Genomic DNA, 25,793 nt, shown 5'->3' on the forward strand with positions numbered 1-25,793 from the left:
TGTAGCAAAAGGAGATTCTTCACTCATTTTCCAGGTTTGAAATACTTCAACCGTATTAGAAGTGTAGATGTAGTCCCCGTCATCATTGTAATACGATTCTGTAGCGACCACTTCGCCCTCAAAGATGTAAGGCGCGTTTTCCACCCCGTTCAGGATCTGATTGTGTAAAAAAGTACTGTCGGTGATAACTGATCCGGGATAACAGAAGTTTGCCATCAACAGGATCATGGCGGTGAGCAGGGTTGTTTGGATGGTGTGCCTGCCCGTCAACTTTTTCGTTGCCGTGTTTTTTGTGCGCATTGCGTGTTTCATAAGATATAGAATTTTAGTTGATAAGTTGGAACTAAACTCTCTATTTGCTCACACAATTTTGTGTTTTAAAGTTCAGCATTTGAACTATTATGACTAATTTTGAAGTAAAACTACTTATCATGATCACAGATGTAGGCAAAAAGCTGAAACACATAAGGGAATTGAAGAACTATTCACAAGAATACATGGCCAAAGAGCTAGGGATTTCCACGCGGGCCTATTCGAAGATTGAGTCGGAAGAAACACAGTTAACGATCAAACGACTCAATGAAATAAGTGAAGTTGTTGACATTGATCCTCAAGAGATACTGGGCTTTGATTCTAAATTCGTGTTTAATAATAACCCGAATCAAAAAGAGTGTAGTTATGTCGCCTACAACAACACATCCGTTGATCAGATCCAGGCGCTGTACGAGAAGTTATTAGCAGAGAAGGACAAGCGTATTGAGGAGTTGAAGGCAATGAAATAGGTTTCTTTAGCTGTTCGCTATTGCTCACAGTTGTTTCTTAATGTCCTTTGTCCCCGCTGTTATAAGCGGGATTTCGAGTAAACCCTCAACTTGACACAAAGGACTCAACCGAGCTGAAAGGCGAGCTCATGAGCACCTTATAAATTATTATTTAGCGAATGAAAGTCAAGACTCATCAGAGGCGATTTTTCTCCGTCCTGTACAATAGTGTATTATCTAAATCGCGATCCCGTTCCTCACGTCACGCGGATATAAGATTTTCTAAAATCTGACAAGAATGTCAGATTGAGAAACTCTAATACTCCGCACAACCGCTACCTATCAATGATTGATTAGTCGGGAGCATCGATTGGTGTAGAGTTAGGATCAGTTGAGTTTATGATTGATCATGTATTAATGAGGTGTGATACCAGTAAAAGAAAGCTTCTGGATTTGTTTTCTTTAGTTTATTTAAGCGTGTTTCAAAAGGCTGTTTAATTTCCCATTCAGCAATTTCCTCAGGATTGGAAAAACGATGTATTTCTTTCGAATCATTTTTGATCATGGTTGCGAGATAGGCTGATTTTGCTGCCGGGATCATCGCTTTCTCAAGATGGAAACTTTCTGAAAAAATGTAATTTTTGATATTTTGAATACCTCTTTGTAGTTCGGGAAAGTTATTTTGTCCTGTTTTTCCTCTTGTAGCTATTGTCATAGCTGCTTCTAAAGTATCTTCCAGAACGTTATTTGAAGAGAGCCTGAGACCTCTATACGATAATTCTGTTTTGGCAAAGCGATCGAAAACTTCAGATACTATTTCGATGTTTTCAATCATGTCAAACAAATGGCCTATATCAAATAATTGCTTGATAATTTCCACTTCCTTTCCACGACCGTATGGTACACCAGTTGTTCCCGGAGCAAATGCTGTTAATTTATCTCCCAGTATTGCTTCAGCTGTAGGAATGGTTACAGAAGAAGAAAGATCACCATCTTTCGTAAAAGGTGATGAAATTTCTATTTCAGTTGTATGATCTCCGTAATGACTTTTTTCATACAGGATATCTAGTAAAATATACTCACTTTTTGCCCGTGTATTTGTAGTAGGAGTGTAGTAAAACTTGTAATGGACCTTGTCTATATTCGATTTAGTTGTTCTGTTATCTTGCTTGTATTCTGTGAAATCAGAGTTTTCGATGATTTCATCAAAAAGATCTTCGATTTGTTCTGGCTTTTTTGAAACGATAATATCAATATCAATCGAGAATCTTTTTGGTTTTGGGAGCAATAGCATAAGCGCTGTACCTCCTTTAAAAATAAAATTCAAATCGCTGTTTTGAATTTGTTCGAGAAGGTAGAGCGCACGCACGACTTTTTCTACCAGTATTGGATCTGACTTTTGTTTTTTTGCAACCTGATTTATCCATTCTTTTGTAAGTGATTCGGGATGCATCATTTTAATTAGATATTATTTTTAGCCTTGCTAATAATTTTCTGTATTTCTGGTTTTTTTGATCTCCGATTAGCATAGCGCAGCATTTTTGGTTCATTGATGTGGTACTTTTCTAAAGCAGTTTCATAGATGCGTATCATTTCAGTTCCCTGATATGCTGCAAATAAGTCAGGATCACAGAAGATGTCTACTAACATCTTCTCGATGGTTATTGTATGAACTTCATTGACCCTTTGAGTAGGAGCTTCGGTTATTAAAGGGACGATAATAATCGGATCTTTAATGTTCGTTACATATTTGTCGATTATTTCTTTTGAAGGATCTAAAAACACATTCTTTCTTTTGTCTTTTAAGTCATAAAATACCGACTCCATAACTTCTCTGTCAACTTCCAGTAGTGTGTGAAACTTGCCGGGTTGATGGAGCATAAATTCATTGATCCATTTAGTAGTCCACAGGCTGGCTTTTATATAAGGAAATTGTTTGTTAACAGTATTGAATAGATGTTTGAGTGATTTATCTATTTCCGGTACGAACGTTTTGACTTTACTTTTTGAAAGGGAGTAGTTTCCTCTCGAAATTCGCTGAAGTACTCCTCTTTGAGTGAGTTTGTATATTCTCCAGTCAATCGTTGAGCGCTTTGTTTCCTCTTCAAATTGCTTGTAAAAGTCAATCAGATCCTGAATGGTGATTTTACTTTTGTTAGTAAAAGTATCTCTCAGCTTATTGATATGTAAAGATCTATCTGTGATTTTGTGTTGAGTTTTTACAAATATAACAAAAACTAAGATTCGGCAGTAAGTGCACTTTATTGCCGAATCTTAGTTTTCTATCGTTGTTTGGTGCGTTTTTCTGATGTCCTTAGTCCCCGCTGTTAGAAGCGGGGTTTCGAGTAAACTCTCTACTTGACTCAAAGGACCGTATGCAAGAACCATCAGAGGCGGTTTATCTTTTAGATTCAACGCTTGATGGGGTTCAAATTGAGGGTTCAAGATGAAAACGGGATATGTAAATCAATTAAAAAGCCCCGATAGCATTTCGCTGTCGGGGCTTTATTATTTGAGTTTGTCGTGAGGCTTAAACGTCAAACGAAATGAGCGTGGCATTCTTTTCAACAGCATTGCCTTTATCAACATCAATTGATTTGATAACCGCATCAGTTGGTGACTTGATCACGTTTTCCATTTTCATGGCTTCCAAAACGACTAAAGGCTCTCCGGTTTTGACTTCCTGTCCGGCTTCAACCTGAATATCAAGTACCATTCCCGGCATTGGCGCTTTTACATCAGAAATTTGTTGATTGGCCAAATCGGCAAGTCCCATTTTATCGAGAAGGATATCGAATTTATCGCGGATATCCAGTTCCAGGACCTTTCCGTTGATCTTGATCTTTGCAGCCTTTTCTTCACTGTCGTAACTCACAATTTCTATGTTGTATGAATTACCTTCGTGAATCAAATGGTAATGCGTGTTGTCAATTTGTATGAGGTCGAGTTCAAAATCGCTGTCGTTGACTTTACCGCTCAACAAGTCATTTGCTGTGAAATCAACCGAATATGAATTGTCGTTTATTTTTACTTCATGCATGCCACAAATATAATTTAGTTTTACGCTCTCTAAACCGAAAAACGGAGAAAACAAAAGTAGTGATGAAACCGGCACGATAAAAATTGTCTCAATTGAGGGTGTTTCTTAATTGTGCGGTTCCATATCAGCTACATCAAAAGCTTAAGAGATGAAAAGAATATTAGCAGTTGCAGCCGTATCGTTGACGTTTACATCTTGTTCTTTATTGAATATTGGGTCAGAACCGGAGCCTACAAAAGTGGTGGAGCTGGATACGCTTCACGTGGAGGAACCATCTCCACGTCAGCCATACAAGGCCGCTGAAACACGTGTGGCAGATCTCATTCATACAAAACTCGATGTCAAGTTCGACTGGGAAAAGCAATACCTCTACGGAAAAGCCTGGCTTGATTTTACTCCGTATTTCTACGACATGGAGTCGTTTAAGATTGACGCCAAGGGCTTCGATGTAAACGAAGTCTCGCTGGTAAGTGGATCTGACCGTAACCCGGTAGACTACAACTATGATGGCAGCCAAATTGAAGTTTATCTCGACAGTGCTTATACTCGCAACGATACTTTCAAGCTTTTCATCGAATACACAGCAAAACCCAATGAGCTGGAACTGGAAGGAAGTTCAGCCATCAGCGATGCAAAAGGACTTTATTTCATCAATCCGCTAGGGGAAGATCCAAACAAACCAAAACAGATTTGGACACAGGGCGAGCCCGAGTCGAGTTCTTGCTGGTTCCCGACAATCGATTCGCCAAATGAGAAATCGACACAGGAAATCTCGATCACCGTTCAGGAGAAATACAAAACGCTTTCTAACGGAAAACTGCAGTTCTCAACAGTAAATGGTGACGGAACCCGCACTGATGTGTGGGCACAGGAAAAGCGTCACGCACCATATCTCTTTATGATGGCTGTTGGTGAGTTTGCTGTTGTGGAAGATTCGTGGAGAGACAGCATGCTCGTGGATTATTATGTTGAACCGGAATACGAAGAACACGCACAGGCAATTTTTGGGGATACGCCAGAGATGATAGAATTTTACAGCGAACTGTTCGATTATCCGTATCCGTGGGCCAAGTACTCGCAAGTTGTTGTGAGAGATTACGTATCGGGCGCTATGGAAAACACATCAGCAGTGATCTTTGGTGAATTCGCACAAAAGACAAAACGCGAACTGATTGATGATAGTCCGGAAGATGTTATTGCACACGAGCTCATTCACCACTGGTTTGGTGACCTCGTAACGTGCGAGTCATGGGCAAACCTGCCGCTCAACGAGAGTTTTGCTACTTACGGAGAATACCTGTGGCGCGAACACAAATACGGCAGGGCAAGTGCTGATATGCATCTTCACCAGGATTTACAGGGTTACCTGAGAGAATTTAACAGTGGAAAGCATGTGGATTTGATTCGTTTCAATCACGACAAACCGGGCGATATGTTCGATGGCCATTCGTATGCAAAAGGTGGTCGCGTTTTACACATGCTCCGCAAGCATTTAGGAGATGAAGCGTTCTTTGCCGGACTCAGCCACTACCTCAAAGAAAATAAATACGAGCCGGTAGAAATTCACCAGTTGCGCCTCGCAATGGAAGAAGTTTCCGGAAGAGATCTAAACTGGTTCTTCAACCAGTGGTTCCTCGATGAGGGTCATCCTCAACTCACCGTTCAGTACGATTACATTGACTCAACAGGCGTTCAAAAAGTTAAAGTAACGCAAGATCAGGATGCGACAGAATTCCCGATATACAAACTACCCGTCCAGGTTGGATTCTTCATGCCAAATGGAGCGTTGATCGTTCATACAATTGAAATTGATAGTTTGGAACAAACATTCAGTTTTGATTTTCGGTCAGAGCCGGAATGGATTAACTTCGACCTGGAGAAAATGTTGCTGGCCGAGATCGATGAGCAAAAGCCGGTTGAGGATTGGGTAGCTCAGTACAATGAGAGCTCACTCTTCTACGCGAAGCTCACCGCACTCAACGAGATTCAAAAGCACTTGCGCAAGAATGATGAAGCCGCTAAAACAGCTATTGCTGCTCTTGAAGATCCAATTTCAGGAATTCAGGAAAAAGCGCTTTCTATGTTGAAGGTGATGCCTGCAGAATACGACACAATTGTTGTTGGAAAATTGAAAAAGCTGGCTAAAGACGATGAGGATTCTGAGGTGAGATCAACAGCGATCAACCTGTTGCCAAAGTACGCTGATGAAGAAGTTGTTCCGCTTTTGGAAAACGCACTTGAAGACAGCAGTTATTACGTTCTTGTTTCGACACTGGACGCACTTTACAAAATCGACCCGGCAAAAGGACTCGAAAAAGCTGAGAATCTTGAAGACGCTGAAAGTGGCGAAGTTTTGATGACAGTAGCCGGAATTTACCTCGAAGAAGGTGTTAAAAAAGACGATTATTTCCTTTCGTTAGACAAGAAAATTAAAGGTTTTTCACGCATTTCGTATATGTCGTTGTTGAGCAACTACGCAGCCGAGATCGGATCTGACCAGTTCAGAGACAAAACACTGAAAATTCTCGACAAAGAAGCCAATGCTGATCAACAGTGGTTTGTACTTTATTATGCAGTGGACGGAATGGTTCGCATTCGCGATGCGTACGAAACAGAGCTCGAAACGATCAATGAGAAATACGGTGAAGAAGAGTCAATGGAGCAAGAAGATACTGATCGTGTAAAAGCGATTGAAACGAAACTCGCTGACATTGAAAGCAAGTTTGAAGTGCTGAGGGAAAAGATCGAGCATCCTCGCGTGCAGATGTTGTTGAACTAACTAAAAAAGCTTCTGCGAAAAAACATCGGGGTTTTCAAAACCGTGATCTATTTCCAGGTTTTTTCCCGATGCTGCCTCAACGGCTAACTTATCGCAACGCTCGTTTTCAGGGATGTTGGCGTGTCCTTTTACCCATTGAAAGCGCACATTGTGTTTGGGATAAATTTTGAGAAACCTCGACCATAAGTCGGGGTTTTTCTTGTTTTTGAACCCTTTCTTTTGCCAGTTGAATACCCATCCTTTTTCTACAGCTTCAACCACATATTTTGAATCGGAATAAATCATTACGCTATGACCGGTTCCCTTGAGCGTTTCAAGTGCTACGATAACAGCTAAAAGCTCCATACGATTGTTGGTGGTCTTGCGAAATCCTTCACTGATTTCCCTGCGGTGATGGCCGCTCATCAATACAATGCCATATCCACCCGGCCCCGGGTTTCCCAATGAAGAACCATCGGTGTAAACGGTGATTTTCGCCATACTAAAAGTTGATGTACAATTCCGGATTCAGAGCGCTGCCATTTTCCCACAACTCAAAGTGAAGGTGAGGTCCGGTCGTGTTTTCGCCTGTGTTTCCCACAATGGCAATTGCGTCCCCGGCTTTGACAGATTCGCCCGATTTTTTGAGTAAAACAGAACAGTGTTTGTAAACAGAAACGAGATTGTTGCGGTGCTGAATTTGCAAGACGTAACCGTCATCTGTTGTCCAACCTGAAAAAATAACCGTACCATCGAGAACGGCCTTAATCGATTCGTTGTCTTTAGTGGCCACATCAACGCCAAAATGCTCCTCGTCTGTATTGTAAGATGCAGTTACTGTTCCTTTTACCGGGGTAAAGAAAAGATAAGCTCCTCCAGTGTTGTTCGGACTCAGAGCCGAGTTGATCGTGTATTTTTCCGCTTTTTCCACGTTTTGCCGAAGGCTGCTATCGGCCGGGGTGCGGGTATCTTCGATTGATTCCACGTTGATATTGGTGTCCTGAGCTTGTGAAACCGAATCAACTGGGACACCTCCTGATAAAATGATGCGCAAATTGCTGATGTAGCTCTCGCGCATATTCAATTCTTGCTGGAGAGAGTCGGCTTTTAAAACGGCATAAGCAGCGTTGCGTTTTGTTTTAATATCAGAGTAACCGGGAATATATTCGCGTAGTGGCGTAAAAGCGATAATTGTAGTAACGGCTGTAATGAGAATGATAACCAACAACCCCACGTATGTAAATACGTTCAATGGAGTGAGCCGGAATGAGAGCCGCTCCTCAAATGTATCGTCATTGAGGATAACAAGACGGTACTTGTTCTTCAGCTTTTTATAAACCTTTTTTTTGGGTTTGTCGTCTTCTGTATCCTGATTCATAACTGCGTTGCGAAAGGCAAATATCGAAAAATATAGACAGCCAAAGGTTACATTATTTAGAAATACGCTCGTTTAGTTAATGAAATAAAATATTTTTGGCTCTTTTGAGTTAACGCAAGCAAGAGCAAGCTAATTTAGTGACAATCAATCAACGCATACAGAGTTTTATAATTGTGGTTCTGACCGTAACGGCAGTAAGTGTGTTTTTTTCGCACTGTTCTACCGAAAAAACGGGTTGGGCACACCGCACATTTCACAATGTGAACGCACGATTCAATGGCTATTTCAACGCTAAAGAGCTTATGCGTTTTGATGAAATTGATCTCCGCGAAACAGAAGATAACTACGATGATTTGTTGCCTGTTTTTAAAGGATCGGTTGAGGAGAACAGGCAGCCGATGCTGGGCGACATGGAAACTGTGATTGAAAAATGTACCAAAGTCATCAACTATCACTCGATTGAAAAGCGCGGCAAACAGTATGTGAAATGGATTGACAACTGCTATTTCCTCATGGGGAAAGCCAATTATTACAAGAGTGAGTATGTTGAAGCTCACAATTTTTTCGACTACGTTTCAAAAAAATTCAAAGACGAAGACTCTCAGATTCCGGCTATGCTGTGGCTCGCGCGAAACAACCTGGAACGTAAGCGATACGAGGATGCAGAAAAAGTCTTAAGGCTTGCCGAGAGCAAACCCAAAATCACTGAGGAGCAACTCATCACGTTGAGGCTCATCTATGCCGATCTCTACATCAGGCAAGAAAACTACCTGCTCGCCATACCAGAGGTTCGTTATGCCATCGTCAAATCAAAGGATAAAGATCGCAAAGCGAGGTTGTCGTTTTTGCTAGGTCAGTTGTACCAGAAAGTAGGCGAGCACCAAAACGCCAGCGATAAATTCAAGGAAGTTATTGAATACAACCGCGATTACCGTCAGGTTTTTTACGCCAGAATTGAGCGTGCTATGTCCTACAGTGGCGGTTACGGAGCTTCATCTGTAAAAGAGGAACTCAATGACATGCTCGTTGATGAAAAATACATCGAGTTCCGCGATCAAATATATTACGCCCTCGCTGAGGTTGCACTCAAGGAAGGTGATAAAGAAAAAGGAATTGAGCTGTTGAAGAAATCGGCCAGTGTGAGCCAAAACAACAACAAGCAAAAAGGGAAATCCTTCATGAAGCTTGCCAAGATCTATTTTGGCGATTTGGAGTACCAAAATGCGCAGCGCTATTACGACAGTACGCTGGCTTTTATTTCTTCAGAACACCCCGAGTACGAGTCCACAGTCAAGCTTTCAAACAACCTGAATGAGCTGGTTACGCAAATCGAAATCATCGAGACACAGGATAGCTTGTTGAGAGTTGCCAATATGCCTGAAAAGGAAAGGCTCTCTTTGCTGGATGACATCATAGAAGCTCGCAGGGAAAAAGAGCGCGAAAAAGAAGAATTCAATACGAAAAATGATTTCGGTCAGAACCAAACGGCAATGGACCAGGGACCAAAAACCCCGGGAATGGGCGGAAACAAGTGGTACTTCTACAGTCCCACTGCTAAAGGTTTGGGAGCGTCAGAGTTTAAACGGATTTGGGGATCGCGTAAAAATGAAGATAACTGGAGGCGATCTGACAAAAGCACAGTTCAGGTTGATTTTGCTAAAGACAATAGTCAGAACCAGAATGACTCGGCCGGAGTTTTTGTCAACGCATCAGGCGATACAGTAAAGGCTTCAAATGATTGGGAAGAGTACGAATACTACCTGAAAGATCTTCCATTTTCAGAAGAGAAGAAAGAAGCGGCAAATGAAAAAATCATCGATGCGTATTATGAGCTCGCCATCATTTACAAAGAGAAGTTACAGGATGAGCTCAAGTCTATCGAAACCCTCGAAAAACTAAACAGCCGCTTTCCAGATCACAAACACCTTGTGGGTTCGTACTTCAGGTTGTACCGCATGCATGAATCGGTTGGTAACAGTGCGCGATCTGAAGAGTACAAACAAAAAATTCTCAATCAATTCCCTGACTCTGATTACGCCAAAGTAATTGAAGATCCGTACTACCTGGAGCGTGAAAGTGAGTTGACAAAAGAAGCAAAAGAGTTTTACAAAAAAACATACGGCTATTACAACCGAGAGCTTTATCTGCAAACAATGCGTAGCAGTCAAAAAGGAATAGACCTTTACAGTGAAACAGAGTACGGTCCCAAGTTTGAATTGCTCCATGCCCTGGCGGTTGGAAAAGAAGAAGGGCGTAAAACAATGATCAGTGAGTTGCAAACGCTCAGTAATAAATACGACACCACTGAAATTGGTAAAGAAGCTGCGGAGTTGATTGCCGCGGTACAGTCTGTTGAAAAGCGCGAAGAGGAAGCAAAAGCAGCCGAGGCGAGGAAAGAGCAGCAGGAAGAAGCTAAGAAAAACACAAACTACAATTACAATCCAGGTGAGCGTCACTTGTTTGTCGTATTCCTACCAACAGGCGGAGGTGCCAATCCGCGTACTTTACGGATCGGAATATCGAATTTCAACAGGCAAAATTACAGCAGCAGTGAATTGGAATTACAGCCAATTCAGCTCAAGCCCGACACGCAAATGGTGAGCGTCAAGGATTTTGAGTCTGCTGAAAAAGCCATGACCTATTACCGCACCTTCAGCAATGACAAAATAAAACTCGCGATGATCAACCAGGCCGAATTGCCCCGGTTTGTTATCAGCTATAGCAATTACGCCACTTTTTACAAGCGTAAAGACATACAGGAATATTTAGAATTCTTTAATAAAAAATATGCTGAGTATTTATAGTCTCTCAACCAAGAGTGTTGTGAATCACTATATTTGCACCAAATAACCAGCTCAATGTTTAAAAGTAAGAACGAAATGGCAAAAGGGAAGAACGAAGGAGATCTGGGTTCCAGAAATCATATTGCGCAAGGGACTTCCATCAAAGGAGATGTTATTACTGAAGGCGATATTCGCATTGACGGTAAACTCGAGGGAACTGTCGTTTCTAAAGGAAAAGTCGTGGTCGGAACCACGGGCCATATTGAAGGAGAGATTAAATGCGATAAAGCGAATTTCTCTGGCCGTGTAAAAGGGAAAGCCACCGTTTCAGAAATGGTTTCTATTCAATCATCAGGATCATTTAGTGGAGAGCTCGTTTATGGTAAGCTTGGTGTTGAGCCGGGTGCCGAGCTGGAAGGCACATTCGTGATTGCAGGAAAAGTAAAAGATATGAAGCGCAATGACGAAAAAGAACAAAAACGATCAGAAAAATCCGCTTGATTCCTTTATAAGGTATTCGGCAAGTGCCATTCAAATGGGAGCTGCCATAGCGATTTGCGCTTATGGCGGTGTCAAGCTCGATGAATGGCTTGATACCGAACCATGGTTTACAGTGGGGCTTTCGTTATTCGGTGTATTTGGCGGACTGTACCTGGTTCTGAAAGACCTGATTAAACAGTGAAACAGCATTTAACTTTTTCGATAAAGCTCACCATCCTTGGAGCAGTTCTCTATTTTGGCAGCGACCTGTTCTTATTATCACTGTCAGATCCAAACTTCAAAGCGCCATCATTCGCTGATCATCTGTTTCTCTGGGTTATCTCGGTGTTGACGATCAATGTTTGCATTATTCTGAGCAAAAGATTGCCAAAATCGGTTGGCTTTGGGTATGTAGGTCTCGGAATGCTAAAGATCATCGCGATTCCACTTTTTCTTTTAGATGAATTCATGAATCAAACAGATGCAACCGTTCCGTTTCTATTGCACTTTATGGTGCTCTATTTCATTTACATGATAGCGGAAATAATCTTGCTCAAAAAGCTCCTCGATAAGCAGTCGTTTTCATGAAAAATGAGCCTTAAATTTTTTCCTTTAGAAAAAGGTTTGCGGGTAAAACTTTATAGCTAAATTTGCAGCAATTTTTGAGAGGGATACGTCCAACCAGGATAAATGTACAAAATGCAATATTTCAAGGGTTTACTTAAGTCGCTGGTACTTATTTTTTTGTCTGCAACCGTAGCTATTCAGGCTCAGGCAAGTCAGGATGAGGGAAAAGAATTCAATCCGGGAGATGTAATCATGCATCACATTGCCGATTCTCACGGTTGGCACTTGTGGGATTATACAGATGAAAACGGAGAAAAGCATGCTGTAAGTATCCCGCTCCCCGTTATTTTATTTCATAATGGCGGATTAGACATGTTCATGTCGAGCGCTTTTCATCACGGTGAAGAGCCTGTTACAAAAGGTGATGTTACCTATATAATGCATCACAGTGACATTTACATAGCCAATGAAGCAGGTGGGTTAGATTTCGATGAAGAGCATCACCCAACCAATGCACAACCTTTAGATCTTTCTATTACCAAGAATGTATTCATGATGTTGTTATCTGGCGTGTTGCTGCTCGTTCTATTTGGCGGAGCTGCACGATCTTACAGGAAATCGACAAACGGTTCGCCAAGAGGCCTTGCTTCTTTCCTGGAACCACTTGTGGTTTTTGTTCGTGATGACATTGCTAAACCAAACATCGGTGATAAATACCACAGATTTATGCCTTACCTGTTGACCATTTTCTTCTTTATATGGATCAACAACCTGATAGGGCTTATTCCATTTTTCCCGGGCGGAGCTAACGTAACAGGAAATATCGCTTTCACACTAACCTTATCAGTTTTTACATTCATCGTGACGAATGTAAACGGAAACAAGCACTACTGGAGACATATTTTTGCAACTCCGGGTGTGCCTATAGCAGTATTGCCGATTATGGCGCTCGTTGAGTTCATCGGAATATTTACAAAGCCTTTCGCGTTGATGGTTCGTTTGTTTGCGAACATCACAGCAGGGCACATTATTATATTGTCACTGGTTTCATTGATCTTTGTTTTTGAATCAGTGTTTATTTCGCCTATCTCGATAGGTTTTGGATTGTTTATGAACGTGTTGGAGCTACTTGTAGCTGCTTTGCAGGCTTACATCTTTACATTGCTTTCTGCGATGTTTATAGGTGGAGCTGTAGAGGAACACCATTAATTGTGGATTTATTTGTTAAACTATAAATTGTAAATTATGACTATTACAGGAATTGCAGCTATTGGTGCTGGGTTGGCAGTAATTGGAGCCGGTTTAGGTATTGGAAAAATCGGTGGACAGGCTATGGAAGCGATTGCTCGCCAGCCAGAGATGGCCGGAAAAATTCAAACAGCAATGATTATTGCTGCAGCGCTTGTTGAGGGTGTGGCTCTCTTTGCCGTTGTGGTTTCATTGTTGGGAACTCTTGGCTAAAAACCAAAAAGCAACAAACTTTTAAAAGTAGAGGATGTCAACGATTGGTTGCAGCCTCTACTTTTTCTTACGAAACAGTAATTTACCATGAATTTAGTTACACCAGATATAGGATTGATCTTTTGGACAACGCTCACGTTTCTCATCTTACTTTTTCTTTTGAAAAAGTTTGCATGGAAGCCGATCTTGAACATGGTTAAAGAACGTGACGAGTCTATCGAAAATGCGTTGAACGCAGCTGAAGAAGCCAAAAAAGAAATGGCAGTTCTCAATGCTAAAAACGAAGAGTTGCTTCAGGAAGCTCGTGAAGAACGTGACAAAATGTTGAAAGAAGCACGTGACACTAAAGATAAAATGATTAGTGAAGCGAAGTCACAGGCTCGTGAAGAAGGAGATAAGCTAATTAGGAATGCACGTCAATCAATTGAAACTGAGAAAAAGGCTGCATTAGCTGATATTAAGAATCAGGTAGCTACACTTTCTGTCGAGGTTGCTGAACGTATCCTCAAAGAAAAGCTCTCTGAAGGTGATGGGCAGGAAAAGCTCGTTGAAAAGTATATTCAAGACATCAACCTGAACTGATAGTAGGTAATGAAAATTACAAAAGCAGCATCACGTTATTCTAAATCTCTGCTCGAGTTAGCAGTTGAAAAGGATCAGCTCGAAAAAGTGCTCGAAGATATCAACTCGATTTCTGCACTTTTATCAGAGTCAAGAGACCTTTCGACCTTTCTCGTGAGCAAGGTTGTGAATGACGACAAAAAAGAAGAGATAATGCGCTCCCTGTTCAGCGGGAAAGTTACGGATCTGACCATGAATTTCATTTCTCTGCTTGCCCGTAATAAACGAGCCAATATTCTTGCTGAGGTTTTTGAAGACTTCAAAGAACGTTATAAAATACACAAGCGTATTCTTACAGTTCAGGTGACAAGTGCAGCTGAGCTGAGTGATGATATGCGCAAAAAGATCAAAGACGCGATCAAAGCAGAAAACTGGAATGAGATCGTAATTGAGGAAACAGTTAATCCCGATATTATTGGCGGATTCATCCTCAAGACAAACGATTTACAGTTTGACGCAAGCGTAAGCGCACAATTACAGGAAATTAAACAGTCATTTTCAAACAAAGATTATATCGCCCGTCTTTAAGGGCCTGAAATATTAAAGTTCATTAACGATGGCAGAACTAAATCCAGCAGAAGTTTCAGCAATATTAAGGGAACAACTTTCCGGTTTCAAAAGCGATGCTGAACTCGAAGAAGTAGGAACGGTATTGCAAGTAGGTGACGGTATCGCTCGTATCTACGGTTTAACTAACGTTCAATCTGGTGAGCTGATTGAATTTGAAGGAGGCAAAAAAGGTATTGCACTCAACCTCGAAGAGGACAATGTGGGTGCTGTATTGCTCGATTCTTCAAACGATATCAACGAAGGCGACACTGTAAAACGTACAAAGCAAATTGCTTCGGTCAGAACCGGAGAAGGCATTGTAGGTCGTGTTGTAAACACACTCGGTGAGCCGATTGACGGAAAAGGCCCTATTGAAGGCGAAACTTATGAAATGCCACTCGAGCGTAAAGCACCGGGTGTTATCTATCGTCAACCGGTTGATGAACCTATGCAAACAGGTATCAAGTCGATTGATGCGATGATCCCGGTAGGTCGTGGACAGCGTGAGTTGGTTATCGGTGACCGTCAAACAGGTAAAACAACTGTTACGATTGATACGATCATCAACCAAAAGGAATTTTACGATAGGGGAGAGCCTGTTTTCTGTATTTACGTTGCAATTGGTCAAAAAGCATCAACTGTAGCGCAAATCGTGAATACTCTCGAAGAAGCAGGAGCAATGGACTACACAGTAGTTGTTGCTGCTAACGCTTCAGATCCGGCTCCAATGCAGGTTTACGCTCCATTTGCCGGTGCGGCAATCGGTGAGTATTTCAGAGATACTGGTCGTCCAGCATTGATCGTTTACGATGATCTTTCAAAACAAGCGGTTGCTTACCGTGAGGTATCACTTCTTTTGAGAAGACCTCCGGGACGTGAGGCATTCCCGGGTGATGTATTCTACCTTCACTCTCGTTTGCTCGAGCGTTCAGCAAAAGTCATCGACAATGATGAAATCGCTTCTCAAATGAACGACCTCCCTGATGTATTAAAAGACAAAGTAAAGGGTGGCGGTTCATTGACTGCACTTCCAATTATTGAAACTCAGGCAGGTGATGTTTCTGCATACATTCCGACAAACGTAATTTCGATTACTGACGGACAGATCTTCCTCGAGTCTAACCTGTTTAACTCAGGTGTTCGTCCAGCGATTAACGTGGGTATTTCAGTATCACGTGTTGGTGGATCGGCTCAAATTAAATCGATGAAGAAAGTTGCCGGTACATTGAAGCTCGATCAGGCCCAGTACCGTGAGCTCGAAGCTTTCGCCAAGTTTGGATCTGACCTTGATGCAGCTACTAAAGCTGTTCTCGATAAAGGTGCGAGAAACGTTGAGTTGTTGAAACAACCTCAAAACTCTCCTCTCCCAGTTGAAGAGCAAGTTGCCATTATGTATTGTGGTACAAAAGGACTTCTTCAAAAAGTGCCGGTTAATAAAGTACGTGAGTTTGAAGGTGAATTCCTCTCGCTTATGCGCAACCAGCACCAGGATGCACTCAGCGATCTCAAGTCAGGAAAACTGACTGATGAGGCTGTTGGTACTATCGAAAAAGTTTGTGCTGATATTGCAGCAAAGTATTAATTGAATGATGAGACTATCGCTTTTGGCGGTAGTCTTTAAAATGATATTAGATGCCTAATTTAAAAGAGGTTCGTAACAGGATCACTTCGGTAAACTCCACCAAGCAGATTACTTCTGCTATGAAAATGGTGGCGGCTGCCAAGCTCAAAAGAGCTCAGGATGCTATTACACAAATGCGTCCTTACGCTGAGAAACTCAGTGAGATTTTGGGTAATGTAAGTGCCAGCCTTGATGTATCTGAGAATGCTTACGCTGAAGAACGCGAAGTGAAAAAGGTTTTGATCGTTGGTGTAACATCAAACCGCGGGCTTTGTGGTTCTTTCAATGCTCAAATCAACAAGAAGATCGATAAGTTCATCAAAAATGAACTCAAGGATGTACATGTTGATGTTGTGACTGTAGGGAAAAAGGCTCAGGATTATTTCAGAAAACAGCAATTGCTTCTCGAAGAGGGTGGTTCTATTCCTCAGGAATCGAATGACATCTTTGATAATCTCGAGTTTGGTGTTGTTTCAGAACTCGCTGAAAAGATCATGGATGCTTTTTTAAATGGCGAGTACGACAAAGTTTACATCGGGTACAACCAGTTTAAGAATGCCGCTACTCAAGTATCGACAATTGAACAGTTCTTACCTGTTGTTACTCCTGAAACGGATGAAGCGTCATCAGAATACATCTTTGAGCCTAATAAGAAGGACATCTTAGATGAGATGATTCCCAAGTCGCTCAAGACTCAGCTCTTCAAAGCGATTTTGGACTCTAACGCATCAGAGCACGGTGCCCGAATGACTGCGATGCACCAGGCGACTGAGAATGCGACAGACTTGTTGAAAGAACTCAAGCTTTCTTACAACAAAGCGCGTCAGGCAGCTATTACAAAAGAAATTTTGGAGATTACTTCCGGTGCCGAAGCACTCGCGGCAGATTAATCTTTCAAAAAACGATTCAATACAAAAAAGCCCATTCCGAAAGGATTGGGCTTTTTTAATATCTAACTAAATTACGGTTGGATATGAATAGCTTAATGAAATATAAACCATTAAGAAGTTAAGGTTCATTAAGCATAGATTAATGCTCTGAACAAGGAGATCTATTGATAGGTTTTTGATTGTATTACATTCTCGCTAGTTTTATAATCAATCTTAACCACTGATCAATGACTAAGCGAGAAGTAACTCAGTTATCATATGAAGTAACAGGATCTGCTATCAAAGTCCATAAAGAGTTGGGCCCCGGCCTGCTTGAAAGTGTCTATGAAAAATGCCTAAAGTTTGAATTAGAGCTAAACGGATATGATGTTAAACAGCAGCTTAATATACCTGTGAAATACTCCGGAGCTACTATTGAAACAGATTTAAAACTTGACTTACTGGTCAACAATACGATTATAGTAGAGCTAAAAGCTGTGGAAAGACTTTTACCTGTCCATGAGGCACAAATTCTGACTTATATGAAACTTCTTGGAAAACCTCAGGGACTGTTGATTAATTTTTTTACGAATAATATATCATCATCCATGAAGCCTTTTGTAAATGACTTTTTTACTGAGCTCCCAGATGATGGATAATCCAATTAAAGCAAAGGGAATTGCTCTCCTGAGAGCAATTCTTAATGACTCTTCATCTCTTAATGGTCAAAAAATAAACACTCTCTTTACAGTTCACTAATTATCCAGTTGCAGAACAGCCATAAATGCACTTTGCGGAACTTCGACATTTCCTACCTGGCGCATTTTCTTTTTCCCTTTTTTCTGTTTTTCAAGGAGCTTTCGCTTTCGTGAAATATCACCACCGTAACATTTAGCGGTAACGTCTTTTCTCAGGGCTCTGACCGTTTCCCTCGCGATAATCTTACTTCCCACAGCAGCCTGAATAGCGATTTCAAATTGCTGGCGCGGAATCAATTCACGCAACTTGGCACAAATCTTTTTACCGAGTGTGAATGCATTGTCTTTGTGGATGAGTGCGCTGAGTGCATCGACCTGGTCTCCATTGAGCAGGATGTCCAGTTTAACGAGGTTTGACGCGTGCAAACCGATCGGGTAGTAGTCGAATGAAGCATAACCTTTTGAAACCGTTTTGAGCCTGTCGTAGAAGTCAAAAACGATTTCAGCGAGCGGTAGTTCAAAAATGATTTCTACGCGATCCTGCGTGAGATATGTCTGATTTTTCATAATACCGCGCTTCTCGATACAAAGGTTCATCACCTGGCCTACAAAATCTGCCTTTGTAATGATTTGGGCCGAGATAAACGGTTCTTCGATGTAATCGATATCTGCAGGATCGGGAAAGTCTGATGGGTTAGTAATGGCTTGCTCTTCACCACTTTTGAGGTGAGCCATGTACGACACGTTTGGAACGGTAGTGATCACAGTCATATCGAACTCGCGTTCGAGACGTTCCTGGATGATTTCCATGTGCAACATACCCAGGAATCCACATCTGAAACCAAAGCCAAGCGCTGCTGAAGACTCCGGTTCAAATGTGAGTGAGGCATCGTTGAGTTGAAGTTTTTCCAGCGATTCGCGCAGTTCTTCGTATTCATCAGTATTGACTGGATAAATCCCTGCGAAGACCATTGGTTTTACATCCTCAAAGCCTTTTACTATTTTATTCGTAGGACGGTCAACGTGCGTGATTGTATCACCCACTTTCACCTCTTTGGCGACTTTAATTCCGGAAATAATGTATCCCACATCACCGGCTGATATTTTGTCTTTAGCTTCAGGCTTGAGTTTGAGTACGCCAATTTCATCGGCATCGTACTGTTTTCCGGTGTTGACGAACTTTACTTTGTCGCCTTTTTTGAGTTCACCGTTATAAACCCTGAAATACGCTTCAATTCCGCGGTATGGATTAAAAACCGAGTCGAAGATCATTGCCTGCAACGGTTCTGACGGATCACCTTCAGGAGCCGGAACTCGTTTAATGATCGCATTGAGCACATCGAGTACGCCTTCACCTGTTTTACCGCTGGCTTTTAAAATGTCTTCGTATTCGCAACCGATCAGATCCACAATTTGATCAGCTACTTCCTCTGGCATGGCACTAGGCAAGTCCATTTTGTTCAGAACCGGAATTATCTCCAGGTCGTGTTCAAGAGCGAGGTAGAGGTTTGAAATCGTTTGAGCCTGGATTCCCTGTGTGGCATCCACAATAAGGAGTGCTCCTTCGCAAGCTGCAATGGAACGCGAAACTTCGTAAGAAAAATCAACGTGACCGGGCGTATCAATAAGGTTGAGCTTATAGGTTTCGCCATTGAAGTCATAGTTCATTTGGATAGCGTGCGACTTAATGGTAATGCCGCGTTCGCGTTCGAGATCCATATCATCGAGGAGCTGTTCCTGCATCTCGCGCTCGGTAACCGTTTTGGTTTCTTGTAAAAGGCGATCAGCAAGTGTACTTTTACCGTGATCGATATGTGCGATGATGCAAAAATTGCGGATGTTCTTCATATCACTCTTCATAATTCCCGCAAAGATAGGTTGAAAACAGGAGCTTGTATAATTTCTGTAATATGTGTGTCAGGAATTTTGAGACTGCTCCAAATAAGAAGCAACGTATTTCCCGATTATATCGAATTCGAGGTTGACAACAGTGCCTTTTTTAAAGCTTTTAAAGTTGGTGTGCTCGTAAGTGTACGGAATTATAGCTACTGAAAAAGCGCCTTTTTCTGATTTGACTACTGTTAAGCTTGTTCCGTTGATTGTGATTGATCCTTTTTCAACAGTAATTAAGTTGTCTTTTGGTTCGTATTCAAAATGAAACTCCCAACTTCCGTCAACTTCATTAATATCGGTAACTGTTGCTGTTTGATCTACGTGACCCTGAACGATATGGCCATCTAACCTGCCGTTCATTTGCATGCAGCGTTCAAGGTTGACGAGGTCGCCTATTTTCAACAACCCGATATTGGATCTGTCCAACGTCTCTTTTATAGCCGTCACGGTGTAGCGGTTCTGACCGTTATCGAGATCAACCACTGTGAGGCAAACGCCATTGTGCGCTATACTCTGGTCAATCTTGAGTTCTGGCGTCATTTCAGCCTCTAAAGTAATGTGTAAATTTTCTCCCTCTCGCTCCAGCCCGGTTACTTTACCGAGCTCTTCAATAATTCCTGTAAACATATTGTGTTAATCCGTTGGATATGTTTGTTCCTGACGGAGCAAAGTTACGTGACCTTTTATTAATCGCGGTTGAATACCGGATAATCTAATTTCATATACCGTACAGGTGTAATAATAGACTCCTGGTGGGCAGTCGCCTCCCTGCATTTCGTTAGTTCCATCCCAGCGAATATTTGGGTCATTAGTCTCAAATACTTTTTCTCCCCAGCGGTTGAAGATTTCCATTTCAACACTTTCTACATATCGGTAAGGGAAAGGAACCAGGTAATCATTAGAACCGTCACCACCTGGCGTGAAAACATTTGGAAGTCGATATTCAGGACAGTTATCCACACAAACCGAATCTGTCATCGGGCTTTCATTCCCAAACGAGTCAATTGCTGTGATGGCGTAGCAACCGGCTACACTCTCGAGATTATCAAATCGAACGGATGTGTTTTCAGGCCCCGGAACATTTTCAAGGATCTGAAAGTCTCCTTCATTTCTGAATGGTTTGAAGTAAACATTGTAGCTCACTACATCATCAACCGTATCGCAAAGGTTATTTGGATTTTCCCATTCAACAATATTGGTAAACAATTCGCAATCACTGTCTATCATGGCATCACCTGGAGGACATGGTGGCTGATTGTCTTCAGGTATAATGCATGCTTGCTGAGAATAGTTTTTCAGCGGAGACAAAATATTATCAATAGAATAATCACCAATGGTCAGAACCCGGTAGCAATACTCGCTTCCATTAGCCAGGCCGGTATCGACATAAGTGAGAACTGATGTAGTGTCTAGCGTATCATAAGATCCTGTGTTGTCGTTGAAGCGATAGAAAACGTACTGATTATTGATCCATGGAACGCGCTCATCGAAAGAGAGAATAACTTTGTTATCCTGCCCTGTTCCTTCGAGGAAAACTGACGAAGCGATTGATGAACCACCAACACGCTGCCCATTACTGTAAATGTCAATTCGGTAAGTATGTTGGTTGTCTCGTGTATTCAGGTTTGAATCCACAAAAATGGTATCCAGGTCGCTGAGACTGTTTTCAGTAGGAGTTGTGTAAATTTCACTAAAATCATTGATCAATGTGCTCCTGAAAACTTTGTAGCTGTAAGGACCAGTGTACTGAGTTGTGTCGAGTTCAGTTGGAGTGGACCACATCACTGTATCAGATCCACTTTGGTTGTCCGTGTTATTTACACTAACTCGCGTAATAATAGGAACTTCTCGTTTAAGCTGAGAACAAAATTCATTTGATACAATACTTTCAGATCCGTCTTCAAAGTAAGCGTAAACCAAATAACAGTAACGAATCCCGTTTTTGAGTCCGTTCCCGTTATCGTCATCGTAGTAATTTGTAATTGATGGATCTTCAATGTCAGCTATTTCTTGATATCCGAGTGATGCAGGTACCCCTGTTTCACAAGAGGAAGGCGAGTAGCCTAGACTGTCTACATTTCGGTAAATTCTGTAACCAACAGCATTATTACAGGAGTTGTAATCCCAACCGAGTTGAATGCCATTACCCATTGGTTCTGCCTGCTCATTTGTAGGAGGAGGACCAATAACACTTATTTTCCAAGTTTCGTAGTTTGCCAGTGAAATGTGAGTTGGGTTGAAAGGATTGTCGTCAACGGCTCTGAATACAACATCATAATCCTTTTTTCTGATGTGTTGACATTGAGTGTTCCACCTAAAACTTCCACTGGTTGATGGAGAAGGAGCAGGCGGACTAAAGCTCGCTTTATTACCCTGCACTAAAAATGGATCTCCCGTAGCAGTAATTGTCACTTCATGTCCTGTGTTAGGGTCGCTTGCAAAAACAGTTCGGTTTAAAACAGCTCCGGCAATCACGCAGGTATCGTCAGTATTCGTAATCACAGGAGGATCATTTAAGCAATCGAGCACCGTGATCTGAATATCACGAAGAACACTTCCCACTTTTCTTATTCTACCATTGACCTCGCGGTATTCTTCGATTAAAACAGCCACATTGTACTCACCACTCCTTTGAGGAACAATCCACTGAATAGTTCCCGTTTCAGGGTCTACCGAAATATTATTGTTAGGCCCCGGATTAATTTCATCCGGAAACACAAAGTTTGGAAGTGCTTTTGCACTGTCACCAAGGCTTACAGCAAGAGAGTAAACTAAACTATCACTCGTTCCGCTGTTGCTTATGTCAGCATCTACTGCTCCGGGGTTGTGTTCGTAAACCTCTCTAAGGCAGGCATCGTCAACAGGAGGGTTGGTCAGAACCGGAGAAGAGTTTGGTACACCGCTAGCGTAGATGAAAAGCTCACTCTTGAGGGCAAATTGTTGAAGGACAGAATTATCGATGTTTTCAATTCCTTCGTTACGGTTTGGGTCAACCATTGTGATTTCATACTGCCCTACTGAAGGATACGTGTGCTGAGTAGTGTACTTATTCATTTTGATATCGCCACCCAGTGACACTCCGATGTAGCAATTTCGCTGTTGATCGAAGTTTCCGTTGACACGAGAAACAGTTTCCATTGTGCCATCACCAAAATAAACATCCAGTGCGCACCTGTCAGCAGGGCGAGAAGATTCTTTCGTGTAAGTAGTTACCGTAATTTCATACGTAAAACCACTTATATGGCGATAGGTGATTTCTCCTGCACGGTTGTGAGTAGCCCATGCAGCAGAAACTGTCATGAATAAAATCGAGAATAAGAGATAAAACTTTTTCAACATAAAAATAGAGTAAGCGCTATAAAAACTTCTGGCTCCGAATATTTAGAACGGTAAAGTTACAAATATGTTGGCTTTTAGGAAAGACGAAAATTAGTATTGAATCGTTTGCTGTCATGAAAAGAAGTTTTTGATGTGTTAACTTTGTGGCATGCCAACAAAAAAGAGCAAACTCAAAATAGGAATTTCTTGTGGAGACATAAACGGGATAGGTCTTGAAGTCGCACTAAAAGCCCTTGCTGATTCACGAATGCTGGATATGTGCATTCCTGTTATTTACGGGTCAGTCAAAGCTGCAACCTTTTACAAGAACAGGGTCGACATGAAAGATCTCGTCTTTAATATTACTGACAGTGCCGAAAACCTCAATAAGAGAAAGATCAATTTTGTCAATTGCTACAAGGATGAAGTTCGCGTGGAATTTGGTGAATCCACTCGTGAGGCAGGAGATTTGGCATTTCGATCGTTGAAAGCAGCAACTGAAGATTTAGCAGCAACGAATATTGACGTCCTAGTTACAGCACCAATCAATAAAGATAATATTCAATCGAAGGACTTTGATTTTCCCGGGCATACGGAGTTTTTAGCCAATTATGCAAATGAGGAAAACCCACTCATGTTGCTCGTGCACGAAAACTTTCGCGTAGGAGTAGTCACAGGTCACATTCCACTCAAAGAAGTTCCGGAAAAAATATCGAAAGAACTGATTTTGAAAAAGCTTGAAATCATGAATAAGTCTTTGATTCAGGATTTCAGTTGCACAAAACCAAAAATAGCTGTTTTAGGACTCAATCCACATGCAGGCGATAATGGTCTTCTCGGGGATGAAGAAAACAAAGTGATCAAGCCGGCCGTAGATCAGGCAATGGATAACGATATTTATGCATTTGGTCCATTCCCCGCTGACGGTTTCTTTGGCTCAGGAATGCATCACAAATACGATGGCGTTTTAGCTATGTATCATGATCAGGGGCTCGTTCCGTTTAAAACCGTTTCGTTTGGCGGAGGAGTCAATTTTACAGCGGGATTGCCAATAGTCAGAACCTCACCTGATCACGGAACAGCATACGACATTGCCGGTAAAGGAGTGGCAGATGAAAGTTCGTTTAGAGCGGCCATTTATGAGGCAACCGATATTTACAATAGCCGAAAACGCTATCGTGAAGCAGCTTCAAACCCGCTACAGCCACAGAAGATGTAGAAGTTTGAATAAAAAGCGTTATTTCTCAAAAAGTTTTTAATTTTGCAGTCCTTTATGGAAAAGCGGCAAATGCTTAAAGAATTTGAAATTCAATTTGCTGGCCTTAAGGTAGGTGAGCATAATTTTGATTTTCAAATCGACAGGTTGTTCTTTGATTGCATTGAATACAGCGATATTGATGATGGTGAATTTACCGTTTCATTGAAAATGCAAAAGGAAGCGAATATGCTTCTGCTGGATTTTGAAATAAACGGAGATCTCATCTCAACGTGTGACAGGTGTTTAGATCCTGTTCGTTACCCCGTTGAACTGGAAGAACAATTAATTGTGAAGTTCAGTGACGAGGAAGAACAGCCAGATGACGAGCACCTTTATCTCATACCCACTGATGAGCACACATTAAACGTGTCGCAAATGATTTACGAGCTTATTCGTGTGCATGTCCCATTGACTGTGACTCATGAAGAAGGCGAGTGCAATCAAAAAATGATCGAGCAGCTCGAAAGAGCAAAACCGCAAAAAGAGGATGATGTAGATCCTCGCTGGAACAAATTGAAAGAATTGATAAACAAGGAAAATAAATAAGCTATGGCACATCCAAAGCGCAGACAATCGAAAACACGCAGAGACAAGCGAAGAACTCATTATAAAGCAGAAGCGCCAACAGTAGCTGTATGTCCAACTACAGGACAGCCGCACCTCTATCACCGTGCTCACTGGCACGAAGGCAAACTTTACTACAAAGGTAAAGTCGTGATGGAAAAAGACGTACTCGTGTAATTCGGAACACTTGTGTAAATTTGGTTTTCGTAACCAATCCCGAATTACATATACATGGTGAAAGTCGCATTAGATATTCATGGTGGTGATCATGCGCCCGATGTAAACATTATCGGAGCCGTTAATGCCATAAGTGAATCGAAAGACAACTTACATGTTTGTCTTGTAGGTGATAAAGACCAGGCGATAAAAGTTTTGGAAAGAGAAGGAGTAGACCCTTCTCTTTTTTCGTTTGAACACTGTGACGATTGCATCACAATGGGCGATCATCCTGTTCGAGCTTTTATGACCAAGCCGAATTCCAGTATCTCAAAAGGCTTCAGTCTTCTCAAAAACAGAGAAGTAGATGCTTTTGCGAGTACCGGAAACACAGGAGCTATGCTCGTTGGGGCTATGCAAACAGTAAAATCGATACCGGGCATAATCAGACCCTGCATCTCTTCTATTTTGCCTCATACTGATGGCTCCGTAGGACTGTTACTCGATGTGGGCACCAATGCCGATTGCAAGCCTGACGTCCTCTATCAGTTCGGAATTTTAGGGTCGATCTTTGCCAGCGAAGTCTACAAGATTGAAAAACCAAGAGTGGCTCTGCTCAACATAGGCGAAGAAGAGGAAAAAGGCAACCTGCTCACCAAAGCAGCCTATCAACTCATGAGCGATAACCAACTGTTTAATTTCATAGGAAATATTGAAGGAAGCGATTTGTTTTCATCAAAAGCCGATGTGGTTATTTGTGATGGATTCACCGGAAATGTTGTTCTCAAACAGGCTGAAGGTTTTTACGAGCTCATCAAAGAGCGCAATATCGAAGACGATTATTTCAATCAGTTCAATTACGAAGAGTACGGTGGCACCCCGATTTTAGGAGTCAACGGCAACGTGTTAATAGGTCATGGTAAATCGAGTGATGTAGCCGTGAAAAAAATGCTTAAACTTGCCACAGAGGTAAGTGATGCAAATTTACCTGAAAAAATAAGTAAGGTCTTTATTTAAG

General features: G+C 41.7%; 26 protein-coding genes. 17 read left to right on the plus strand and 9 right to left on the minus strand.

Annotated features, from left to right (window positions below; all coding sequences use genetic code 11):
- Positions 1 to 312, minus strand: a 312-nt coding sequence (locus F3059_RS10855; RefSeq protein ID WP_151169143.1) for a hypothetical protein, incomplete at its 3' end; no start/stop codon positions are given.
- A gap of 119 nt (positions 313 to 431) precedes the next feature.
- Between F3059_RS10855 and F3059_RS10860 the strand changes: the two genes are divergently transcribed.
- Positions 432 to 782 carry a helix-turn-helix domain-containing protein gene (locus F3059_RS10860; protein WP_151169145.1) on the plus strand — a complete coding sequence of 117 codons (351 nt, stop codon included), beginning with the start codon at positions 432 to 434 and terminating at the stop codon, positions 780 to 782.
- A 376-nt stretch (positions 783 to 1,158) separates the two neighbouring features.
- Here the strand turns inward: F3059_RS10860 and F3059_RS10865 are convergent, their stop codons facing one another.
- The 3 genes from F3059_RS10865 to F3059_RS10875 form a co-directional block, all read right to left on the minus strand.
- Positions 1,159 to 2,217: a nucleotidyl transferase AbiEii/AbiGii toxin family protein gene (locus tag F3059_RS10865; RefSeq protein WP_151169147.1), complete on the minus strand. Its 1,059-nt coding sequence runs from the start codon at positions 2,215 to 2,217 to the stop codon at positions 1,159 to 1,161.
- 5 nt (positions 2,218 to 2,222) lie between these two features.
- Entirely contained in the window at positions 2,223 to 3,026 is an 804-nt protein-coding gene (locus F3059_RS13840; protein WP_317132368.1) for a DUF6577 family protein, read from the minus strand.
- A 265-nt stretch (positions 3,027 to 3,291) separates the two neighbouring features.
- Positions 3,292 to 3,801, minus strand: a complete 510-nt coding sequence (locus F3059_RS10875; protein ID WP_151169151.1) for an acetyl-CoA carboxylase biotin carboxyl carrier protein subunit — start codon at positions 3,799 to 3,801, stop codon at positions 3,292 to 3,294.
- Between the two features lie 148 nt (positions 3,802 to 3,949).
- Between F3059_RS10875 and F3059_RS10880 the strand changes: the two genes are divergently transcribed.
- On the plus strand, positions 3,950 to 6,580 hold the full coding sequence (locus tag F3059_RS10880; RefSeq protein ID WP_151169153.1) for a M1 family aminopeptidase: 2,631 nt from the start codon (positions 3,950 to 3,952) through the stop codon (positions 6,578 to 6,580).
- Here the strand turns inward: F3059_RS10880 and rnhA are convergent, their stop codons facing one another.
- Together rnhA and F3059_RS10890 are read right to left on the minus strand one after the other, a co-directional pair.
- Positions 6,581 to 7,060, minus strand: a complete 480-nt coding sequence (rnhA, locus tag F3059_RS10885; protein WP_151169155.1) for a ribonuclease HI — start codon at positions 7,058 to 7,060, stop codon at positions 6,581 to 6,583.
- A 1-nt stretch (position 7,061) separates the two neighbouring features.
- Complete coding sequence (locus tag F3059_RS10890; protein ID WP_151169157.1) at positions 7,062 to 7,937, minus strand: M23 family metallopeptidase; 876 nt, start codon at positions 7,935 to 7,937, stop codon at positions 7,062 to 7,064.
- A 137-nt stretch (positions 7,938 to 8,074) separates the two neighbouring features.
- Between F3059_RS10890 and porW the strand changes: the two genes are divergently transcribed.
- From porW to F3059_RS10945, 11 genes are all read left to right on the plus strand, one after another.
- The gene (gene porW / locus F3059_RS10895) at positions 8,075 to 10,741 is read left to right on the plus strand and encodes a type IX secretion system periplasmic lipoprotein PorW/SprE (protein ID WP_151169159.1); all 2,667 of its coding nucleotides are present in this window, start codon (positions 8,075 to 8,077) and stop codon (positions 10,739 to 10,741) included.
- Positions 10,742 to 10,795: 54 nt separating this feature from the next.
- Positions 10,796 to 11,221 carry a bactofilin family protein gene (locus F3059_RS10900; RefSeq protein ID WP_151169161.1) on the plus strand — a complete coding sequence of 142 codons (426 nt, stop codon included), beginning with the start codon at positions 10,796 to 10,798 and terminating at the stop codon, positions 11,219 to 11,221.
- Positions 11,181 to 11,402, plus strand: coding sequence for an AtpZ/AtpI family protein (locus tag F3059_RS10905; protein ID WP_151169163.1), 222 nt, complete (start codon positions 11,181 to 11,183; stop codon positions 11,400 to 11,402). Before F3059_RS10900 ends, F3059_RS10905 begins: the two co-directional genes overlap by 41 nt.
- Positions 11,399 to 11,788: a hypothetical protein gene (locus F3059_RS10910; protein WP_151169165.1), complete on the plus strand. Its 390-nt coding sequence runs from the start codon at positions 11,399 to 11,401 to the stop codon at positions 11,786 to 11,788. The genes F3059_RS10905 and F3059_RS10910 overlap by 4 nt, the downstream gene beginning before the upstream one ends.
- A gap of 102 nt (positions 11,789 to 11,890) precedes the next feature.
- Entirely contained in the window at positions 11,891 to 12,976 is a 1,086-nt protein-coding gene (gene atpB / locus F3059_RS10915; RefSeq protein WP_394349551.1) for a F0F1 ATP synthase subunit A, read from the plus strand.
- A gap of 36 nt (positions 12,977 to 13,012) precedes the next feature.
- Positions 13,013 to 13,228 (plus strand): ATP synthase F0 subunit C, encoded by a 216-nt coding sequence (gene atpE / locus F3059_RS10920; RefSeq protein WP_151169169.1) that lies wholly within the window; start codon positions 13,013 to 13,015, stop codon positions 13,226 to 13,228.
- A gap of 87 nt (positions 13,229 to 13,315) precedes the next feature.
- Positions 13,316 to 13,810, plus strand: a complete 495-nt coding sequence (locus F3059_RS10925) for a F0F1 ATP synthase subunit B (protein WP_151169171.1) — start codon at positions 13,316 to 13,318, stop codon at positions 13,808 to 13,810.
- Positions 13,811 to 13,819: 9 nt separating this feature from the next.
- Complete coding sequence (gene atpH / locus F3059_RS10930; protein ID WP_151169173.1) at positions 13,820 to 14,377, plus strand: ATP synthase F1 subunit delta; 558 nt, start codon at positions 13,820 to 13,822, stop codon at positions 14,375 to 14,377.
- Positions 14,378 to 14,405: 28 nt separating this feature from the next.
- Positions 14,406 to 15,980, plus strand: a complete 1,575-nt coding sequence (gene atpA / locus F3059_RS10935; protein ID WP_151169175.1) for a F0F1 ATP synthase subunit alpha — start codon at positions 14,406 to 14,408, stop codon at positions 15,978 to 15,980.
- 50 nt (positions 15,981 to 16,030) lie between these two features.
- Positions 16,031 to 16,909, plus strand: a complete 879-nt coding sequence (gene atpG / locus F3059_RS10940; RefSeq protein ID WP_151169177.1) for an ATP synthase F1 subunit gamma — start codon at positions 16,031 to 16,033, stop codon at positions 16,907 to 16,909.
- A 227-nt stretch (positions 16,910 to 17,136) separates the two neighbouring features.
- Positions 17,137 to 17,547, plus strand: coding sequence for a GxxExxY protein (locus F3059_RS10945; protein WP_151169179.1), 411 nt, complete (start codon positions 17,137 to 17,139; stop codon positions 17,545 to 17,547).
- A gap of 96 nt (positions 17,548 to 17,643) precedes the next feature.
- On the opposite strand, the gene lepA is transcribed toward F3059_RS10945, so the two are convergent.
- From lepA to F3059_RS10960, 3 genes are all read right to left on the minus strand, one after another.
- Positions 17,644 to 19,434, minus strand: coding sequence for a translation elongation factor 4 (gene lepA / locus F3059_RS10950; protein ID WP_151169349.1), 1,791 nt, complete (start codon positions 19,432 to 19,434; stop codon positions 17,644 to 17,646).
- A gap of 69 nt (positions 19,435 to 19,503) precedes the next feature.
- Positions 19,504 to 20,106 carry a riboflavin synthase gene (locus F3059_RS10955; protein ID WP_151169181.1) on the minus strand — a complete coding sequence of 201 codons (603 nt, stop codon included), beginning with the start codon at positions 20,104 to 20,106 and terminating at the stop codon, positions 19,504 to 19,506.
- 6 nt (positions 20,107 to 20,112) lie between these two features.
- On the minus strand, positions 20,113 to 22,818 hold the full coding sequence (locus F3059_RS10960; RefSeq protein ID WP_151169183.1) for a T9SS type B sorting domain-containing protein: 2,706 nt from the start codon (positions 22,816 to 22,818) through the stop codon (positions 20,113 to 20,115).
- A gap of 148 nt (positions 22,819 to 22,966) precedes the next feature.
- Here F3059_RS10960 and pdxA point away from each other — a divergent pair, with 148 nt between their 5' ends.
- The 4 genes from pdxA to plsX are packed head-to-tail and all read left to right on the plus strand — an operon-like array spanning position 22,967 to position 25,792.
- Positions 22,967 to 24,016 carry a 4-hydroxythreonine-4-phosphate dehydrogenase PdxA gene (gene pdxA / locus F3059_RS10965; RefSeq protein ID WP_151169185.1) on the plus strand — a complete coding sequence of 350 codons (1,050 nt, stop codon included), beginning with the start codon at positions 22,967 to 22,969 and terminating at the stop codon, positions 24,014 to 24,016.
- 54 nt (positions 24,017 to 24,070) lie between these two features.
- Positions 24,071 to 24,601: a YceD family protein gene (locus tag F3059_RS10970; RefSeq protein ID WP_151169187.1), complete on the plus strand. Its 531-nt coding sequence runs from the start codon at positions 24,071 to 24,073 to the stop codon at positions 24,599 to 24,601.
- A gap of 3 nt (positions 24,602 to 24,604) precedes the next feature.
- Positions 24,605 to 24,796 carry a 50S ribosomal protein L32 gene (gene rpmF, locus F3059_RS10975; protein WP_151169189.1) on the plus strand — a complete coding sequence of 64 codons (192 nt, stop codon included), beginning with the start codon at positions 24,605 to 24,607 and terminating at the stop codon, positions 24,794 to 24,796.
- Between the two features lie 54 nt (positions 24,797 to 24,850).
- Positions 24,851 to 25,792, plus strand: coding sequence for a phosphate acyltransferase PlsX (gene plsX, locus F3059_RS10980; protein ID WP_223274601.1), 942 nt, complete (start codon positions 24,851 to 24,853; stop codon positions 25,790 to 25,792).
- The last annotated feature ends 1 nt before the right edge of the window (position 25,793 follow it).

It is taken from the genome of Salibacter halophilus, from assembly GCF_008806325.1.
In the GTDB taxonomy this organism is placed as follows: Bacteria; Bacteroidota; Bacteroidia; order Flavobacteriales_G; family Salibacteraceae; genus Salibacter; species Salibacter halophilus.

Excerpts from the sequence above, each read along its gene's own strand:
- F3059_RS10860 (WP_151169145.1), top strand. The coding sequence starts at position 432 with ATGATCACAGATGTAGGCAAAAAGCTGAAACACATAAGGGAATTGAAG.
- F3059_RS10865 (WP_151169147.1), bottom strand. The coding sequence starts at position 2,217 with ATGATGCATCCCGAATCACTTACAAAAGAATGGATAAATCAGGTTGCA.
- F3059_RS10875 (WP_151169151.1), bottom strand. The coding sequence starts at position 3,801 with ATGCATGAAGTAAAAATAAACGACAATTCATATTCGGTTGATTTCACA.
- F3059_RS10880 (WP_151169153.1), top strand. The coding sequence starts at position 3,950 with ATGAAAAGAATATTAGCAGTTGCAGCCGTATCGTTGACGTTTACATCT.
- rnhA (WP_151169155.1), bottom strand. The coding sequence starts at position 7,060 with ATGGCGAAAATCACCGTTTACACCGATGGTTCTTCATTGGGAAACCCG.
- F3059_RS10890 (WP_151169157.1), bottom strand. The coding sequence starts at position 7,937 with ATGAATCAGGATACAGAAGACGACAAACCCAAAAAAAAGGTTTATAAA.
- F3059_RS10900 (WP_151169161.1), top strand. The coding sequence starts at position 10,796 with ATGTTTAAAAGTAAGAACGAAATGGCAAAAGGGAAGAACGAAGGAGAT.
- F3059_RS10905 (WP_151169163.1), top strand. The coding sequence starts at position 11,181 with ATGACGAAAAAGAACAAAAACGATCAGAAAAATCCGCTTGATTCCTTT.
- atpB (WP_394349551.1), top strand. The coding sequence starts at position 11,891 with ATGTACAAAATGCAATATTTCAAGGGTTTACTTAAGTCGCTGGTACTT.
- atpE (WP_151169169.1), top strand. The coding sequence starts at position 13,013 with ATGACTATTACAGGAATTGCAGCTATTGGTGCTGGGTTGGCAGTAATT.
- F3059_RS10925 (WP_151169171.1), top strand. The coding sequence starts at position 13,316 with ATGAATTTAGTTACACCAGATATAGGATTGATCTTTTGGACAACGCTC.
- atpH (WP_151169173.1), top strand. The coding sequence starts at position 13,820 with ATGAAAATTACAAAAGCAGCATCACGTTATTCTAAATCTCTGCTCGAG.
- atpA (WP_151169175.1), top strand. The coding sequence starts at position 14,406 with ATGGCAGAACTAAATCCAGCAGAAGTTTCAGCAATATTAAGGGAACAA.
- atpG (WP_151169177.1), top strand. The coding sequence starts at position 16,031 with ATGCCTAATTTAAAAGAGGTTCGTAACAGGATCACTTCGGTAAACTCC.
- F3059_RS10945 (WP_151169179.1), top strand. The coding sequence starts at position 17,137 with ATGACTAAGCGAGAAGTAACTCAGTTATCATATGAAGTAACAGGATCT.
- lepA (WP_151169349.1), bottom strand. The coding sequence starts at position 19,434 with ATGAAGAACATCCGCAATTTTTGCATCATCGCACATATCGATCACGGT.
- F3059_RS10955 (WP_151169181.1), bottom strand. The coding sequence starts at position 20,106 with ATGTTTACAGGAATTATTGAAGAGCTCGGTAAAGTAACCGGGCTGGAG.
- F3059_RS10960 (WP_151169183.1), bottom strand. The coding sequence starts at position 22,818 with ATGTTGAAAAAGTTTTATCTCTTATTCTCGATTTTATTCATGACAGTT.
- pdxA (WP_151169185.1), top strand. The coding sequence starts at position 22,967 with ATGCCAACAAAAAAGAGCAAACTCAAAATAGGAATTTCTTGTGGAGAC.
- F3059_RS10970 (WP_151169187.1), top strand. The coding sequence starts at position 24,071 with ATGGAAAAGCGGCAAATGCTTAAAGAATTTGAAATTCAATTTGCTGGC.
- rpmF (WP_151169189.1), top strand. The coding sequence starts at position 24,605 with ATGGCACATCCAAAGCGCAGACAATCGAAAACACGCAGAGACAAGCGA.
- plsX (WP_223274601.1), top strand. The coding sequence starts at position 24,851 with ATGGTGAAAGTCGCATTAGATATTCATGGTGGTGATCATGCGCCCGAT.